The 16,021-nt window shown below is 69.8% G+C and carries 18 protein-coding genes; 14 read left to right on the forward strand and 4 right to left on the reverse strand.

The genetic code is table 11. The features are described from left to right. Positions 1 to 2: 2 nt before the first annotated feature. Entirely contained in the window at positions 3 to 1,505 is a 1,503-nt protein-coding gene (locus AB0L64_RS17700; protein ID WP_363711178.1) for a CoA-acylating methylmalonate-semialdehyde dehydrogenase, read from the forward strand. On the opposite strand, the gene AB0L64_RS17705 is transcribed toward AB0L64_RS17700, so the two are convergent. Continuing rightward, positions 1,477 to 2,457 (reverse strand): LysR family transcriptional regulator, encoded by a 981-nt coding sequence (locus AB0L64_RS17705; RefSeq protein WP_363711180.1) that lies wholly within the window; start codon positions 2,455 to 2,457, stop codon positions 1,477 to 1,479. The two genes, AB0L64_RS17700 and AB0L64_RS17705, sit on opposite strands and share 29 nt — an antisense overlap. Before the next feature lie 76 nt (positions 2,458 to 2,533). Between AB0L64_RS17705 and AB0L64_RS17710 the strand changes: the two genes are divergently transcribed. Continuing rightward, positions 2,534 to 3,277 (forward strand): hypothetical protein, encoded by a 744-nt coding sequence (locus AB0L64_RS17710; protein WP_363711182.1) that lies wholly within the window; start codon positions 2,534 to 2,536, stop codon positions 3,275 to 3,277. Here the strand turns inward: AB0L64_RS17710 and AB0L64_RS17715 are convergent. After that, the gene (locus AB0L64_RS17715; protein WP_363711184.1) at positions 3,232 to 4,233 is read right to left on the reverse strand and encodes a Gfo/Idh/MocA family oxidoreductase; all 1,002 of its coding nucleotides are present in this window, start codon (positions 4,231 to 4,233) and stop codon (positions 3,232 to 3,234) included. The two genes, AB0L64_RS17710 and AB0L64_RS17715, sit on opposite strands and share 46 nt — an antisense overlap. Before the next feature lie 247 nt (positions 4,234 to 4,480). Here AB0L64_RS17715 and AB0L64_RS17720 point away from each other — a divergent pair, with 247 nt between their 5' ends. The 8 genes from AB0L64_RS17720 (at position 4,481) to AB0L64_RS17755 (ending at position 10,078) form a co-directional block, all read left to right on the forward strand. Continuing rightward, entirely contained in the window at positions 4,481 to 5,224 is a 744-nt protein-coding gene (locus tag AB0L64_RS17720) for a GntR family transcriptional regulator (RefSeq protein WP_363711186.1), read from the forward strand. A 305-nt stretch (positions 5,225 to 5,529) separates the two neighbouring features. After that, a complete protein-coding gene (locus tag AB0L64_RS17725) occupies positions 5,530 to 6,810 on the forward strand; it encodes an ATPase, T2SS/T4P/T4SS family (RefSeq protein WP_363711188.1) in 1,281 nt (426 codons plus the stop codon). Next, entirely contained in the window at positions 6,810 to 7,670 is an 861-nt protein-coding gene (locus AB0L64_RS17730) for a type II secretion system F family protein (protein WP_363711190.1), read from the forward strand. Before AB0L64_RS17725 ends, AB0L64_RS17730 begins: the two co-directional genes overlap by 1 nt. Next, positions 7,667 to 8,605, forward strand: coding sequence for a type II secretion system F family protein (locus tag AB0L64_RS17735; RefSeq protein ID WP_363711192.1), 939 nt, complete (start codon positions 7,667 to 7,669; stop codon positions 8,603 to 8,605). Before AB0L64_RS17730 ends, AB0L64_RS17735 begins: the two co-directional genes overlap by 4 nt. A 14-nt stretch (positions 8,606 to 8,619) precedes the next feature. Continuing rightward, positions 8,620 to 8,817 (forward strand): hypothetical protein, encoded by a 198-nt coding sequence (locus tag AB0L64_RS17740; protein ID WP_355696944.1) that lies wholly within the window; start codon positions 8,620 to 8,622, stop codon positions 8,815 to 8,817. Then, positions 8,818 to 9,204 (forward strand): TadE/TadG family type IV pilus assembly protein, encoded by a 387-nt coding sequence (locus AB0L64_RS17745; protein WP_363711194.1) that lies wholly within the window; start codon positions 8,818 to 8,820, stop codon positions 9,202 to 9,204. Beyond that, complete coding sequence (locus tag AB0L64_RS17750; RefSeq protein ID WP_363711196.1) at positions 9,201 to 9,650, forward strand: hypothetical protein; 450 nt, start codon at positions 9,201 to 9,203, stop codon at positions 9,648 to 9,650. The genes AB0L64_RS17745 and AB0L64_RS17750 overlap by 4 nt, the downstream gene beginning before the upstream one ends. Then, on the forward strand, positions 9,647 to 10,078 hold the full coding sequence (locus tag AB0L64_RS17755) for a pilus assembly protein TadG-related protein (protein ID WP_363711198.1): 432 nt from the start codon (positions 9,647 to 9,649) through the stop codon (positions 10,076 to 10,078). The genes AB0L64_RS17750 and AB0L64_RS17755 overlap by 4 nt, the downstream gene beginning before the upstream one ends. A gap of 18 nt (positions 10,079 to 10,096) precedes the next feature. Here the strand turns inward: AB0L64_RS17755 and AB0L64_RS17760 are convergent, their stop codons facing one another. Beyond that, positions 10,097 to 10,897 carry a hypothetical protein gene (locus AB0L64_RS17760; protein ID WP_363711200.1) on the reverse strand — a complete coding sequence of 267 codons (801 nt, stop codon included), beginning with the start codon at positions 10,895 to 10,897 and terminating at the stop codon, positions 10,097 to 10,099. A gap of 70 nt (positions 10,898 to 10,967) precedes the next feature. Here AB0L64_RS17760 and AB0L64_RS17765 point away from each other — a divergent pair, with 70 nt between their 5' ends. The 3 genes from AB0L64_RS17765 (at position 10,968) to AB0L64_RS17775 (ending at position 13,631) form a co-directional block, all read left to right on the forward strand. Further along, a complete protein-coding gene (locus tag AB0L64_RS17765; protein WP_363711202.1) occupies positions 10,968 to 11,579 on the forward strand; it encodes a helix-turn-helix domain-containing protein in 612 nt (203 codons plus the stop codon). Positions 11,580 to 11,761: 182 nt separating this feature from the next. Then, positions 11,762 to 12,883, forward strand: a complete 1,122-nt coding sequence (gene prfB / locus AB0L64_RS17770) for a peptide chain release factor 2 (RefSeq protein WP_363711204.1) — start codon at positions 11,762 to 11,764, stop codon at positions 12,881 to 12,883. Further along, the gene (locus tag AB0L64_RS17775; protein ID WP_363711206.1) at positions 12,867 to 13,631 is read left to right on the forward strand and encodes a pentapeptide repeat-containing protein; all 765 of its coding nucleotides are present in this window, start codon (positions 12,867 to 12,869) and stop codon (positions 13,629 to 13,631) included. Before prfB ends, AB0L64_RS17775 begins: the two co-directional genes overlap by 17 nt. Here the strand turns inward: AB0L64_RS17775 and AB0L64_RS17780 are convergent. Continuing rightward, positions 13,594 to 15,039 carry an MFS transporter gene (locus AB0L64_RS17780; RefSeq protein ID WP_363711208.1) on the reverse strand — a complete coding sequence of 482 codons (1,446 nt, stop codon included), beginning with the start codon at positions 15,037 to 15,039 and terminating at the stop codon, positions 13,594 to 13,596. The genes AB0L64_RS17775 and AB0L64_RS17780 overlap by 38 nt on opposite strands. Before the next feature lie 101 nt (positions 15,040 to 15,140). Between AB0L64_RS17780 and AB0L64_RS17785 the strand changes: the two genes are divergently transcribed. Then, a complete protein-coding gene (locus AB0L64_RS17785; RefSeq protein WP_363711210.1) occupies positions 15,141 to 15,992 on the forward strand; it encodes a helix-turn-helix transcriptional regulator in 852 nt (283 codons plus the stop codon). The last annotated feature ends 29 nt before the right edge of the window (positions 15,993 to 16,021 follow it).

Consider the following 16,021-nt stretch of genomic DNA (forward strand, 5'->3'; position numbering starts at 1 on the left):
TCGTGAGTACTGACAGCAAGCGCATCACCCACCTCGTCGGCGGCAGCTCGTGGACCGGCGTGGCCGAGCGGACCAGCAAGGTCTACAACCCGGCGACCGGCCAGGTCACCGGCGAGCTGGACCTGGCCTCGGCAGGCACGGTCGACGAGGTCGTCAAGGTCGCTCACGAGGCGTCGAGGGCCTGGGCCCAGACGTCGTTGACGAAGCGCGCACAGACCTTGTTCGCATACCGCGAGCTGGTCAACCGGGACAAGGACCGGATCGCGCAGCTGATCACCGCCGAGCACGGCAAGGTGCTGTCCGACGCGCTCGGCGAGGTGACCCGCGGGCTCGAGGTGATCGAGTTCGCCTGCGGGATCCCGCATCTGCTCAAGGGCGGGTACAGCGAGGGCGTCTCGACGAAGGTCGACGTGTACTCGATCCGGCAGCCGCTCGGTGTCTGCGCGGTGATCTCCCCGTTCAACTTCCCGGCGATGGTGCCGATGTGGTTCGTCCCGATCGCGGTCGCCTGTGGCAACAGCGTGGTGATCAAGCCGTCCGAGAAGGACCCGTCGGCGGCGAACGCGATGGCCGAGCTGTGGAAGGAGGCCGGCCTGCCGGACGGCGTGGTGAACGTCGTGCACGGCGACAAGGAAGCGGTCGACCGGCTGCTCGAGCACCCCGACATCAAGTCGGTGTCGTTCGTCGGGTCGACGCCGATCGCGAAGTACGTCTACGAGAACGCCACCCGCAACGGCAAGCGGGTGCAGGCGCTCGGCGGCGCGAAGAACCACATGATCGTGCTGCCGGACGCGGATCTCGACCTCGCCGCGGACGCCGCCGTGAACGCCGGCTTCGGGTCGGCCGGTGAGCGCTGCATGGCGATCTCCGCGCTGGTCGCGGTCGAGCCGATCGCGGACGAGCTGATCGGCAAGATCAAGGAGCGGATGGGCAAGCTGAAGACCGGCGACGGGACGCGCGGCTGCGACATGGGTCCGCTGGTGACGGGCGAGCACCGCGACAAGGTCGCGGGGTACGTCGCGGCCGGGGTCGAGGCCGGTGCGGAGCTGGTCGTCGACGGACGCGCGGGCGACTTCGACGGTGCGGCCGATGGGTTCTGGCTGGGGCCGACGCTGTTCGACAAGGTCACGCCGGACATGCCGATCTATACCGACGAGATCTTCGGGCCGGTGCTGTCGGTGCTGCGGACGTCGTCGTACGACGATGCGCTCGACCTGGTGAACTCGAACCCGTACGGGAACGGGACCGCGATCTTCACCAACGACGGTGGCGCGGCGCGACGGTTCCAGAACGAGGTCGAGGTCGGGATGGTCGGGATCAACGTCCCGATCCCGGTGCCGATGGCGTATTACTCGTTCGGCGGCTGGAAGAACTCGCTGTTCGGTGACACGCACGCGCATGGCATCGAGGGCGTGCACTTCTTCACCCGCGGCAAGGTCGTCACGTCACGCTGGCTGGACCCGTCCCATGGCGGCATCAACCTCGGCTTCCCGACCCACGACTGAGCTGGTCGGACGCTGAGAGAGCGCGGGCCAGGGCTTCGCCTGCTGGTTCGGTGAGGTGGCCGTGGAGGAGTTCGATGCGGTGGACCAGGCGCGGAGTCGTGAGTGGGACGGCTGCGAGGTCTGGTGTCACCGCTGACTGGGGGAGGACCGCGAGGCCGTGCCCGGCGGCGATGAGCTTCAGCAGTGTGTGGAGGTCGGTGCCGTTGTAGGTGAAGGCCGGGTGGAGCGCGTCGGACCCGGCGGCGGCGCGCAAGGCCGGAAGCGGCGCGGCCAGGTCAGGCGCGTCGATCCACCGGGCATCCGCCAAATCCCCAAGCGACACTCCGCGCCGCACTCGGGACGAGACGACGTCGGGCCGGCTGGCTGAGGCCCGGTTGGGGTGCGGGGCAGGTTGTGTGGTGCGGGTGGCTAGGGGGTGGTTGTGAGGGAGGGCTACCGCCAAGGGCTCGTGGGCTATGGGGGTGGTGCGGAGTTGGATCGCGTTGGTCAGGTGGAGGGGGTCGGTGGGGGTGGCTATGCCGTCGGTCAGGCCGAGGGTGAAGGTGCCGGCAGCGACGCCGGTGGCGACTTCCTCGCGGCCGCAGACGGTCAGCGAGGTCTCGGTGCCGGGGTATGCGCGTCGTACCTCGGCCAACACGGCTCCGAGGGACCCAGCAGCCAGGGGTGAGGCGGCGAGTGTGAGGGTGCTGGGTGGATCCGCGACCGTACGGCGGACGTCCACGCGGGCGGCGTCGAGCCGGAGCAGGATCGGGCCGGTGTGTTCGAGCAGGCGCTCACCCGCCGGTGTCGGCTCCACGGGCCGCCGGCGGAGCAGCGGCGTACCGAGATCGCTTTCCAGCGCGGCGATGTGCTGCGATACAGCGCTCTGCGTGTAGCCGAGTCGCGTGGCGGCAGCCGAGAACGATCCGCACTCGGCGACGGTGACGAACGTCCGCAGCAGATGAGGATCCACGCCCATCAGTATCGCTGATCGAGCATGCAGAGATCATCGTTGGCGCTGATGCACGCGCCGACCTGAGGATGGAGGCATGAACGCATACTCCGGTCGTCTCGCCCTGGTCGGTGACCGCTCGCCGCACGTCCGCTCGCACGCCCGCATTCCCGGTCTGCTCGCAGCGCTCGAGCAGCGCGACCACTTGGACCTCGACGTGTATTGGGTCCCGACCGACGAGGTGGACGACGCGCTGGAAGGCTTCGACGGCGTGTGGCTGCTGCCCGGCAGCCCGTACCGGAGCGAAGCCGGCGCGCTCACCGCGGTCCGGATCGCCCGCGAGCGCGGCATCCCGTTCCTCGGCACCTGTGGCGGGTTCCAGCACGCGATGCTCGAGTTCGCGCGCGACGTCTGCGGCGCCACCGGCGTACAGCACGGGGAGAGCACGCCGGATGCCGACGACCTCCTCATCGTGCCGCTGCAGTGCTCACTCGACGGGCACGAGGGCGCGGTCCGGGTACAGGCAGAAACCCGTGCGGCCGGGCTACTGGGGGTGGAGCGCTCGATGGAGCGGTACCACTGCTCCTACGGCCTGGACAGCAGCAAGCTCGACCTGCTCCGTGAGCACGGCATGGTCTTCAGCGGGTACGACGACGAGGGCGCACCGCGCATCGCCGAGCTGCCCGGCCACCCGTTCTACCTGGCGACGCTGTTCCAGCCGGAGCTGGCCGGCGACGGCAGGCGTCCGCACCCGTTCATCCAGGCGTTCGCGCATGCGGTCGCCGGCCGCGGCGATCAGATCGTGGAGACCGGTCGCGGCTCCATGCCGGCTGCGACATAACAGGCGTCGATGAGCTCCATCGTGGCCAGCGCGTCGTCGGCGTCGGTGAGCAGCGGAGCGCCGTTGCGGACGGCGCTCGCGAACGCCTCCAGCTGATACGTGTACGACGTCCGCGTGCCGAGGTGCTCGACCCAGGTGTCCTCCTTGGTCGTCACGATCACGCGGTCGTCGTTCTGCGGGAGCACGAAGAACGGGGCGAACGCCTCGCCCCGGCTGCCGACGACCTTGAGGCTGAACTCGACGTCCTCGGCCGCCATGCTGGTCCGCACCGCGCCGGTCGCGCCGCTCGGGAACTCCAGGTCGGCGTTCAGCCATTCGTCGACACCGGGCATCCGCTTGCGCTCGCCGGCCCGGGCGCCGATCAGCCGCGGCGCGCCCCCGGCGTACTGCGCGAACATCCGCTGCGCGTGCAGCGCGTAGCAGCCGACGTCCATCACGGCGCCGCCGGCCAGCGGCAGCGACCAGCGCGGGTCGTTCTCCGGCGGCGGAGGCATCACCATCGTCGCCTCGACGTGCTGCAGGTCGCCCAGCTCGCCCTTGGCGATCAGCTCCTGCAGCCGCCGCATCACCGGGTGGTACGCGTAGTGGAACGCCTCCATGAACACCAGCCCGGACGAGTGCACCGCGTCGCGGACCTGCAGGGCTTCGGTGGCGTTGGCGGCCGAGGGCTTCTCGGTCAGCACATGCTTGCCTGCAGCAAGGGCCCGCAGGTTCCACGGGCCATGCAGTCCATTGGCCAGCGGGTTGTAGATCGCTTCGATCTCCGGATCGTCCAGCAGTTGCTGGTACGACGCATGGACCCGTTCGACGCCGTGCTCGGCGGCAAAGGCCTCGGCCCGGCCGGCGTCGCGAGCGGCGACCGCGACCAGCCGGGCGCCGGTCAGCTTGGCCGGCTCGACGATGGCCCGGCCCGAGATCCGGGCGGCACCGAGGATGCCGATCCGCAGCGGTTCCATGCCTTCTCCTTCGATGATCAGCCGTTCCGGATCCGGTACGGCGGGAGCGTCCGAGGGGCGTGTTCCGCCGGTAAGGGTAGTCCCAGGTCCCGACGGCGAACGTGCCATATTGCCTGACGATCGCAGCCGCCGGACACCGCGTGCCCGTGATCCGGACTCGGTTCACCCAACGTTCATCGATCCGGCAGGTCTGATCAAATCCCGGTGGTGGGTCGACGGATTCCGGTCCAGCCTTCAGGATGACCCCATGAGCACCGTCCAGGTCCAGGTCGATCGGAACAGCCGTACGCCGTTGCACGTGCAGCTGGCGCAGCAGCTGGAGGCGGCCATCCAGGGTGGTGACCTGCCCGTCGGGTCCCGGCTGAGCAACGAGGTGGACCTGGCCGAGGCGTACGGGCTGAGCCGGCCCACCGTCCGCCAGGCGATCGCCCGTCTGGTCGACCAGGGCCTCCTGGTCCGTAAGCGCGGCGTCGGCACCCAGGTGGTCGGCAACTCCGGGCAGGTCCGTCGTTCGCTCGAACTGACCAGCCTGTACGACGACCTCACCGCAGCGCACCGCAAGCCTGAAACGGAGGTCCTGCGCTTCGGTATCTCGCCCGCGACCGCAGAGGTCGCCACCGCGCTCCAGTGCGAGCAGGGCGACCGGGTACTGCGGCTGGAGCGACTGCGGCGCGCGGATGGCGAACCGCTCGCACTGATGCGCAACTGGCTGCCGCCGGACATGCTGGACACCGATCCGGCCACGCTCGCCGAGCGCGGGCTCTACCAGTTGCTGCGTGCCGAGGGCGTCCGGCTCAAGGTGGCGCACCAGACCATCTCCGCGATACCGGCAACGTCCGAGCAGGCGCGGCTGCTGTCCGAGGAGCCCGGCTCACCGCTGCTGGCGACGACGCGGATCACGTATGACGACCACGGCCAGCCGGTCGAGTACGGCTCGCATCTGTACCGGGCGAGCCGCTACTCGTTCGAGCACACGCTGGTTCACCGCTGAGTCCCGGGGAACTTCTGGCGAACTCCTCGAAATCCTCCGTCGACCGTGTCAGAGCCCACCCTCCCGAGGTCCTCTCACCCGGTTCGACGCCGTGAGTCGCGGTTCTGTTACCGGCGGAACTGCAACAAGGTGCAATTTCCTGGACCTGCCCGTGACCCGATCGATACGGTCGGTGAGCCATCGGCGTGTCACGGTTATCCACAGGACAGCCGGGCGCGAGTGGCGCCCGGTGCCCCACCGTTGCAAGGATGGTCGCGCAGGGTGACCGAGCATGGTCGCCAGACGGGACACACACGGGGAGATCGATGACAGCGGACAGGCTCGACACGCATCGCGCGAGCTGGAGCGGTGCCGTCGAGCTGATCGACGCCCAGGTGCGCGACGTGGTGCGCCGCGAAGGCATCGACCCGCTCCGCGACCCGGCCGCGGTGAACGCGATCGTCGCCACCGTCGTCCGGGAGTACGACGAGCGCAGCCTGACCGGCGTGGTGCCGCCGATCGGCGACGTGGAGGCGGTCAGCCGAGAGGTGCACGACCGCGTCGCCGGTTTCGGGCCGCTGCAGCGTTATCTGGACGACCCGTCGGTCGAGGAGATCTGGATCAACGAGCCCAGCCGGGTCTTCATCGCCCGCGAGGGCCGGCACGAGCTGACCACGACCGTGCTGACCGAGGAGGAGGTCGGCGACCTGGTCGAGCGGATGCTGAAGACCACCGGCCGCCGGATCGACGTCTCGCAGCCGTTCACCGACGCCCGGCTGCCGGACGGAAGCCGCGTCCACATCGTCCTCGGCGGCATCACCCAGCGGTATGCGGCGATCAACATCCGCAAGTTCACCGTCCGCGCGACCCGGATCAGCGACCTGGTCCAGCTCGGCTCGCTGACGCCGCACGCTGCCGCGGTGCTCGAGGCATCCGTTGCCGTCGGCCTCAATGTGCTGGTCTCCGGCGGCACGCAGGCCGGCAAGACCACGATGCTGAACGCCCTGGCCGGTTCGATCCCCGGCAGCGAGCGGGTGATCAGCTGCGAGGAGGTCTTCGAGATCAAGCTGCCGATCCCCGACTGGGTGTCGATGCAGACCCGGCAGGCCGGTCTGGAAGGCACCGGCGAGGTGCGGCTGCGTGACCTGGTGAAGGAGTCGCTGCGGATGCGGCCGTCCCGGGTGATCGTCGGCGAGGTGCGCGGCGAGGAGTGCCTCGACCTGCTGCTCGCGCTGAACAGCGGCCTCCCCGGCATGTGCACCATCCATGCGAACTCGGCGCGCGAGGCGCTGACCAAGATGTGCACGCTGCCGCTGCTGGCCGGTGAGAACATCGGCTCCCGGTTCGTGCTGCCGACAGTGGCCGGCTGCGTCGATCTGGTCGTGCACCTCGGCATCGCGGCCGACGGACACCGGCGGGTGCGGGAGATCGTGGCCGTCACCGGACGGGTCGAGGAGCAGGCGATCGAGACCGAGACCCTCTTCGGCATGTACGACGGTTACCTGCGCCGCGCCGAGGGGCATCTGCCGCATCCGGAGCGTTTCCAGCAGGCGGGGTACAACGTGGCCGGGCTGCTCACCGAGCTGCCACGCGGGGCGGCCGGCTGATGGGGCTGCTGATCGGGATGTTCTTCGGCGTCGGTCTGCTGCTGATCATCGCGGCGTTCGTGGCGCCGGCCGAGGCGGTGCCCGGCGCGGACGGCCGGCTGCGCGGCAGGAGCCGGGAGCTGCTCGCGAGTGCCGGGATCGAGGGCCTGACGCCGGGCGCGTTCATCGGCGCGTGTGCGATCACCGGACTGGCGGCCTTCCTGCTGATGTTCCTGGTGTCCAAGGCACTGCCCGTCGGGGTGGTGTTCGGGGTGATGGCGGGCTGGTTGCCGATCGCGCTGGTGCGTTCTCGTGCCCGGCGGCGGATCGCCGAGTTCCGCGAGCTGTGGCCGGACGTGGTGGACAACATCGCCTCCGCGGTCCGCGCGGGCCTGTCGTTGTCCGAGGCCTTGGCTCAGGTCGGCGAGCGGGGACCGCTGCCGCTGCGGGAGCCGTTCCGCCGGTTCGGGGCGGACTACGCGTCGACCGGGCGGTTCGCGGAATCGCTGGACCGGTTGAAGGCGCGGCTGGCCGATCCGGTCGGTGACCGTGTCGTCGAGGCGCTGCGGATCGCGCGCGAGGTCGGTGGCGGCGACCTCGGCCGGCTGCTGCGGTCGTTGTCGACGTTCCTGCGCGACGACGCGCGGACCCGGTCCGAGCTGGAGTCCCGGCAGTCGTGGTCCGTCAACGGCGCGCGGGTCGCGGTCGCGGCGCCCTGGCTGGTGCTGGCGTTGCTGTCGTTCCAGGGCGACGTGATCCAGCGGTACAACACGCCCTTGGGTGCGGTGGTCATCGGCGCCGGTGCGATCGTCTGCGTGATCGCGTACCGGTTGATGCTGCGGATCGGCCGGCTGCCCGAGCCGGAGCGGGTGCTGCGATGAACCCGGTGCTGGTCGGTGGTTTCCTCGGCGCGCTGCTCGGCGTCGGCCTGCTGGTCGTCGTGCTGCGGTTGCCGTTCCTGCGCAAGCCGTCGGTGGACGAGCGGATCTCGCCGTACCTGCGGGATCTCGGCGCGCCGGACGTGTTCGTCGGCGTGGTGGACTCACGGTCGCCGTTCTACGCGATCCTGCGGCTGTTCGGGCCGTCGCTGCGGTCGGCCGCGCAACGGCTCGAGCGGATCCTCGGCGGTGCGGGCACGATCCGCCGGCGGCTGCAGCGGGCCGGGCTGGAGCGGACGGTCGAGGAGTTCCGGATCGAGCAGCTGCTCTGGGGGACGCTGGCCTTCGGCGGCGGTCTGGTGATCTCGATCGTCTCGGTCGCGTTCGGCCTCGGCAATCCGGTCGGTCTGCTGGTGATGTGCCTGATCCTCGGGGTGGTCGGAGTGCTTGCCCGCGACACCTATCTGACCTCGCAGGTCCGCCGTCGCGAGCGCCGGCTGCTCGCCGAGCTGCCGACCGTGGCCGAGCTGCTGGCGTTGTCGGTTGCTGCCGGCGAAGGCCCCGCGGCCGCGCTCGACCGGGTGTCCCGGGCATGCCGTGGCGAGCTGGCCGAGGAGCTGAAACGCGTCCTGGCGGAGACCAGGGCCGGAGAGACACTGGTCCGCGCGCTCGACGCGCTCGCGGACCGGACGGGGTTGCTGGCGCTCTCGCGCTTCGCGGACGGGCTGGCGGTGGCGCTCGAGCGCGGCACCCCGCTGGCCGACGTCCTGCGCGCGCAGGCCGGTGACATCCGGGAGGCCGGGCGCCGCGAACTGATCGAGTCCGGCGCCCGCCGTGAGGTCGCCATGATGATCCCGGTGATCTTCCTGGTCCTGCCGGTGACCATCGCTTTCGCCTTCTACCCGGGCGCTGTCGGAATCCGGCTGATCGCCGGATGAACTGAGGAGAGGTCATGTCCCTGTACCTGACGAGGCTGTACCTGACGTTGCTGCTGAAGCCGCGTCCGGCCGACAAGGAGCGCGGCGATGTGCCTGGCTGGGTGCTGATCACCGTGATGACGGCCGGCCTGGTCGTCGCGATCTGGACGCTCGCCAAGGACCAGCTCGTCGCGATGCTCAAGGATGCGTTGTCGTCGGTCTCCAACAAGTAGATGCCGAGGGCTCGTGGTGAGCGGGGATCGGCGGTCGTCGACTTCGTTCTGGTCTCGACGATCCTGGTCCCGCTGTTCCTCGGCATCCTGCAGGTCGGCCTGTTCCTGTATGTGCGCAACACCGTGACCGCCGCCGCGTCCGAAGGTGCGCACTATGCGGCCGTACTCAACCGGGCGCCCGCGGACGGAGAGGCACGCACCCGGGAACTGATCGACGGCGTGGTGACCGACGGACTCGTCGACTCGGTGTCCGCGGAGGAGACCGAGATCGACGGACAGCCCGGGGTCGAGGTGACCGTCCACGCGCACATGCCGCCGCTCGGGCTGTGGGGACCGGGGATCTCGTTCACCGTCGAGGGACATGCCGTGAAGGAGACGGGCGAGTGAGCCGCCGCCGGGACGAGCGCGGGAGCGCCGTCGTGGAGTTCTCCTGGCTGGCGATCCTGCTGATGGTTCCGCTGGTGTACATGATGCTCGGCGTGTTCGACGTCCAGCGGGCGTCGTACGGCGCGACCGCGGCGACCCGCGCCGCCGGGCGGGCCTTCGTGATCGTGCCGGACGGTGTGTCCGAGGAGGAGGCCCGGGCTCGCGCGTTCGACGCCGCGCAGCTGGCGATGAAGGACCAGGGTATGGAGCTCGGCTCGGACGAGCTCACGATCTCCTGCGACCCGGTCTGCCTGCAGCCGGGGTCGACCGTGACGGTGACTCTGGAGACCAAGGTTCGGCTGCCGCTGATCCCGGACGCGCTCGGCGGCGAACCGCCGGCGATCCGGATCAGCGCCTCGCACACCGAGTCGTTCGGAAACTACCGCCAGGCCAAGGGGGACGGATGAGGCGCGGCCGGCGGGGCGAGGACGGGCAGATGACCGTCCTGATCGTCGGGTTCACCGTGGTCGTGCTGATGATGATCGTCGTGGTGACGGACATCTCGAAGGCGTTCCTGGTCCGTCGCGACCTCGACGCCACGGCCGACGGTGCGGTGCTCGCGGCCGCGAACGGTCTCGCCGCGGTGTACGCCCAGCCGGGCGCGGGCGGCAATGCCGCGATCGATCCGGACCAGGCACGACAGCTGACCGCGGACTACCTCGATGATGTTGCTGCGAGCAACAGGTTCGACGATCTCGACTGGTCCGTGGACGTCGAGGGGACGACGGTGACGGTGCGGCTCACCTCCACCGCCGAACTCCCGTTCCGCCCGCCCGGCTTCCCGGGCTCGGCGGATGTCGCCTCCGAAGCCGCCGCCATCGTCCCGATCCGCTGAGCCCCACCCGGCCGCGGGTCAGGTGAAGAGGCCTGGGTTGTCGTTGAGCCAGGTGGTGAAGGTCCTTGCAGTGTGGCCGGTGAGGAGTTCGACGCCGGGCTCGATCGTGGCGGGCGAGCCGACGCGGGAGGCCCAGTAGGCCAGCAGGGTTTCGCGCTGTCCTTCGTCCCGCATCTGCATCTCGGCGCGGGCCTCGTCGGGAGTCAGATCGACTGCCTCGATCGGGACGCCGGTGACCTCGGAGACGAGCCCGATCTGGTGCCGGCGCGTCATCGACTCCGGTCCGGTCATCGGATACCCGTGGCCGTCGTGGCCGTTGCCCGGGCCGTCGAGCAGCACGCGGAGCGCGGCGTCGGCGATGTCCTGCTCGTGGATCGGCGCCTCCTCGGCGTCCAGGTAGGGCAGCCGGATCTGACCGGTCGCCCGCACCTGGTACGCCCAGTACTTCGCGTTGCTCATGAAAGCGCCGGGCTGCAGCCGGGTGGTCGCGTACGACGCGTTCGCCACGACCTGCTCGGTCTTCGCGTGCGGGTCGTCGGGTCCACCCAGAGACGACAACGACGACAGCAGGACGACCTGCTTCACGCCGGCGGCCTCGGCTGCGGCCACGAAGGCGGGCGCCGTCGACGGGTCGGAGTACAGGAAGACCTGGCTGATGTCGCGCAGCGCCGGGGCGGGGTCCGAAGGGTCGTACGCGACGGCGGACGGGAGGGCGGAGGGCTCGCGGCTGGCGACGCGGACGTCCTGCCCGGCCGCGATCAGGCCGGCGGTGACGGCACGGGCGATCGCGCCGCGGCCGCCGGTGACGAGAACAGTCATTGGATGTGCTCCAAAAATGTAGTGACTACAACAATGGAATCAGTAAAGCAGACCGGCTACAGTTCCGGCAATGGAGCTCGGGCGGCGGGAACGCAAGAAGCAGCAGACGCGGCAGGCCATCTCGGATGTGGCCACCACGCTGTTCCTTGAGCGCGGCTTCGACGCGGTCACGGTGGTCGAGGTGGCGCGGGCCGCGGATGTCGCCGTACAGACGGTGTTCAACCACTTCCCGGCGAAGGAGGACCTGTTCTTCGACGAGCCGGGTTGGTGGGCGGGGCCGGCGCGCGCGATCCGCGAGGCGCCGCCGGCAGCGGATCCGGTCGACGTGCTCGAGGCGCAGTACTTGAAGGAGACGCGGGACCGGCTCGCGGTCGGGCACCTGGCCACCTGGAAGCAGTTCGTGCGCACGATCGACGACAGTGCGGCGCTGAAGGCCCGGCGCAGACTCAACGCCGACCAGCTGGAAGTGACCCTGACCGAGGCGCTGGACGAGCGGTCGCCGGACCACCTGCGCAACCGTCTGGTCGCGGCCCTGTACGCCGCCGCGCAGAAGGTTCTCGAGGAGCGATTGATGGCGGTGCTGCCCGACGACGCGTCCTCGGTGGAGCTCGACCAGGCCCAGGCCGCGCTGGAGCAGGCGATCGCCCAAGTCTTCGCCGTTCTTCGTCGTGGGCTCGCCTAGGAGGGCGGCTGGGGGTCCTGCGCCTACTGCGCGGCACTCGGCGGGCACCTCGCCGAGCGGGAGCGAAGGGAACGATGAAACCACATCGACCCCTCCGCTCCCGCTCGCCGAGGCACTCCGCCGAGCACCTGCTCGCGACGGCGCAGGACCCCCAGCCACCCTCTAAGCTAAGCTGCTTAGTTGTGGCTGGACTGGATTTTGACGCGGAGCTGAAGCAGCTCGACGCGACGATGACCTCGATCGAGAAAGTGATGGATCTCCCTGCGCTGCGCAAGGAGATCGACGAGCTCGGCGAGCAGGTCGCTGCGCCCGACCTCTGGGACGACCAGGCGAACGCGCAGAAGGTGACGTCGCGACTGTCCAGCCTGCAGGCCGACGTCGAGCGGGTGACCGCCCTGCGCGGCCGGCTCGACGACCTCGGTGTGCTGATCGAGCTGGGCCGCGAGGAGAACGACGCGGACAGCCTGGCCGAGGCCGAGAAGGAGCTGGGGTCGGTCGCCAAGTCGATCCAGTCCCTCGAGGTCCGCACCCTGCTGTCCGGTGAGTACGACGAGCGCGAGGCCCTCGTCACGATCCGTTCCGGCGCGGGCGGTGTCGACGCGGCGGACTTCGCCGAGATGCTGCAGCGGATGTACCTGCGCTGGGCGGAGCGGCACGGCTACCCGACCGACGTCTACGACACGTCGTACGCCGAAGAGGCCGGTATCAAGTCGACCACGTTCGCGGTCAAGGCGCCGTACGCGTACGGCACGCTGAGTGTCGAGTCCGGGACGCACCGCCTGGTGCGGATCTCGCCGTTCGACAACCAGGGCCGCCGGCAGACGTCGTTCGCGGCCGTCGAGGTGGTCCCGGTGCTGGAGCAGACCGACGAGATCGACGTACCGGAAGAAGAGCTGCGGATCGACGTGTACCGGTCGTCCGGTCCGGGTGGTCAGAGCGTCAACACCACCGACTCCGCGGTCCGGATCACGCACATCCCGACCGGCACCGTGGTCTCCTGCCAGAACGAGAAGTCCCAGCTGCAGAACAAGGCCAGCGCGATGGTCATCCTGAAGGCCAAGCTGCTCGCGCTGAAGAAGGCCGAGGAGCGGGCTCAGCTGGACGCGCTGCGCGGCGACGTGGCCGGCTCGTGGGGCGACCAGATGCGCTCGTACGTCCTGCACCCGTACCAGATGGTGAAGGACCTGCGGACGCAGTACGAGTCGGGCAACACCTCCGGGGTGTTCGACGGTGAGATCGACGAGTTCATCGAGGCCGGCATCCGCTGGCGCCGCACCGGCCAGACGGTTGCTGAGCAGAACTGAGCTCCAGGCGGACTGCGGTAGCTGCTTCGGCCTGTGCTGCATCGCGCTGACCTTCACCAAGTCGGCGGACTTCGCGATCGACAAGTCCGCCGGTGAGGCCTGCCCGAACCTGAGCGACGACCACCGCTGCACGATCCACAGCAGGTTGCGGGCCGAGGGATTCGCGGGCTGCACGGTCTACGACTGCTTCGGTGCGGGGCAGGTGATCTCGCGGCGGATGGGGAAGCCGGGGCCGGAGATGTTCGCCGCGCTCCCGATCCTTCGCCAGCTGCACGAGCTGCTCTGGTATCTCACCGAAGCGCTCGAATACACCGCGGACGCCCAGCCGGCGATCGACAGGGTCGAGGCCGTGTGCCGTACGGCGGACCTCACGGCCGTCGACGTGGCGGCCGAGCGAGCCGTGGTCAACGAGCTGCTCCTGACGACAAGTCAGCACGTCCGCGGCAAGCAACCGAAGCGGAAGGACCGCCGCGGCGCGGACCTGATCGGAGCCCGCCTTCGTCGCGCCGACCTTGCGAAGGCCAACCTGCGCGGCGCCTACTTGATCGGCGCCGACCTCCGCGATGCCGACTTACGCCAGGCTGACCTGATAGGCGCCGACCTCCGGGACACCGACCTGAGCGGCGCCGACCTGACAGGTGCCCTCTTTCTCACCCAGTCCCAGGTCAACGCCGCCCGCGGCGACCAGTTCACGAAGCTCCCGGGAGCTCTTACGCGCCCTTCCCACTGGTCCGCAGCTGGTGCGTGATCGGGGTCATCAGCAGGGAGATTGCTGCGATTCCGATGGCTACCGCCGCCAGTGCGCCGCCCTGGCCCCAGGAGGTGCCGGCAAGGGACAAGTACGCCGTGCCGACGGTGGCTGCGCCTAGTGCGAGGCAGGTCTGCTGGCTGGTCAGGAGGATGCCGGAGCCGAGGCCTGCTTGGGCCGGAGGAACCTGCCCGACGACGACGCCGATCAGGGGCACCATGACGAGTCCTGCGCCGATGCCGCCGACCAGCAGCGGAGCGCCGATGGTGATCGGGGTGACGTGCGGCCACAGCGTCAGCGCAACGACGCCGAGCAGGGCATACCCGACCGCCTGAATGATCCAGCCGCGCAGGATGAGCCCAGCGCCGTACCGCTGCTGCAGGCGTGGTGCGTAGATCGAGGTGATCAGGAAGCCGATCGCCAGCGGCAGCAGACTGAGCCCGCCCTCCAGCGGAGTCATGTGTGCTTCGCCCTGCGTCGCGAGCGCGAAACAGAACATGAAACCGCCGAACGTGCTGAAGAAGCCGACGGCCAGCAGCAGGCCGATCCGCATCGCGCGCAGGCGCAGTACCGTCGGCGGGATCAGCGGGGCGTGACCGGACCGCTCGGCGCGGTGCTGGTGTACGCCGAGGAGCGCGGTCGCCGGAATCACCGCAGCCAGGCTCAGCCAGGTCCACAGCGGCCAGCCGAGCGGCCTGCCTTCGGTGAGCGGCAGGAGCAGCAGTACCAGGGTGAGCGCGAGCAGTGCGGCACCGACGAGATCGACGCGATGCGCCTGCTCCGCCTTGCTTTCCGGGAGCACGCGGAGCGCGGTGGCGATCGCAACGACGCCCACCGGGACGAAGACGAGGAACACCGCGCGCCAACCGAGGCCGAACAGGTCGGCCTCGATCAGGACGCCGCCCAGGATCTGGCCGAGCGCCGCACCGATCCCGTTGGCCACCCCGAACATGGCCATTCCGCGGGACCGGCGCTCGCCGGTGAGCAGGCTGGTGATCGACGCGAGCACCTGCGGCGTGATCGCGGCTCCGGACACGCCCTGCACGATGCGAGCCGCCAGCAGTACGCCGATGGTCGGCGCGACCGCACAGATCAGCGCGGACACGGTGAAGCCGGTGAGACCGATCAGGAACAGCCGCCGGCGCCCGAAGCTGTCGCCGAGCCGCCCGCCGACGACGAGCAGCGTGGCCACCGCGATGCCGTAGCAGCCGACCACGAGCTGGAGCTGGCCGGCGTTCGCGTGCAGGTCCGTCGCGATCGCCGGCAGCGAGACGTTGACCATGAAGAACGAGAGCATCGGCAGGAGCGAGCCGAAGAGCAGGCTGGTGAGGGCCACCGGTCCGAGCCCTGTCGCGGCCCGTGATCGGGCGGCGACCGGGACAGTGGTGGCTTGGAGCTGGTCTGTCATGCGTCCAGCCTGACGGACCTCCGAGCCTGGTAGTGAGAGTCTGCTTATCCTATTACTCACAGCACCTGGCACCCGGTTGGGCCGGTGTCCATGATGGAAGCATGACAGTCGCCTCCGACACAACGGCAACGGCCCAGCGCCGCGAACTCGGCGTGTTCCTGCGCAGCCGGCGGGAACGGATCCGGCCGGACGAGGTCGGGTTCGCACCCGGCGGCCGGCGCCGGACGCCGGGGCTGCGGCGCGAGGAGGTCGCGCTGCTCGCCGGGGTCGGCGTCACCTGGTACACGTGGCTCGAGCAGGGCCGGGACATCAACGTGTCCGCGCAGGTCCTGGACGCGATCGCGACGGCTCTGCGGTTCGACCGGCAGGAGCGCAGTCACCTGTTCCGGCTGGCCGGGTTGCGGTTCGGGCCGACGCAGGGCGTGTGCTCGGCACTGCCTCCGTCGGTGCAGAAGACCCTCGACGCGGTGTCGCCGTACCCGGCGGTCGTGCTGAACGAGCGGTACGACATCCTCGCCTTCAACACGGCGTACTGCCGGGTGGTCCTCGACCTCGACCAGGTGCCGGTCGACGAGCGGAACATGCTCTGGCTGAACTTCGTGTCCGACGAGTGGAAGTGCAGTTTCGTCGACGGGGCAACGACCAAGCACCACATGGTCGCGGCCTTCCGCGCCGCGTCCGCCGACCACCTCGGCGACGCGCTCTGGCAGGAGCTGATCCACGGCCTGCTGAACAGCTCGCCGTACTTCGCGGAGCTCTGGGAGCGGTACGACGTGGCCGCGCCCAGCACCCGCACGAAGATGCTCGAGGTCGACGGCCACGGCATCCTGCGCATCGAGCCGATCAACCTCTGGCTGTCCCAGCTCGGCCCTCTCCGGGCCACCGTCTACACCGCCCTCGACGACGAGACCGAGACCAAACTCCGCCGGATCGTCGGCGTGCGGCCCGGCTGACGGGGCGGGCCAGCCGGGCCGGGGCCCCG

The sequence above is a fragment of the Kribbella sp. NPDC051936 genome (genome assembly GCF_040680955.1).
Classification (GTDB): domain Bacteria; phylum Actinomycetota; class Actinomycetes; order Propionibacteriales; family Kribbellaceae; genus Kribbella.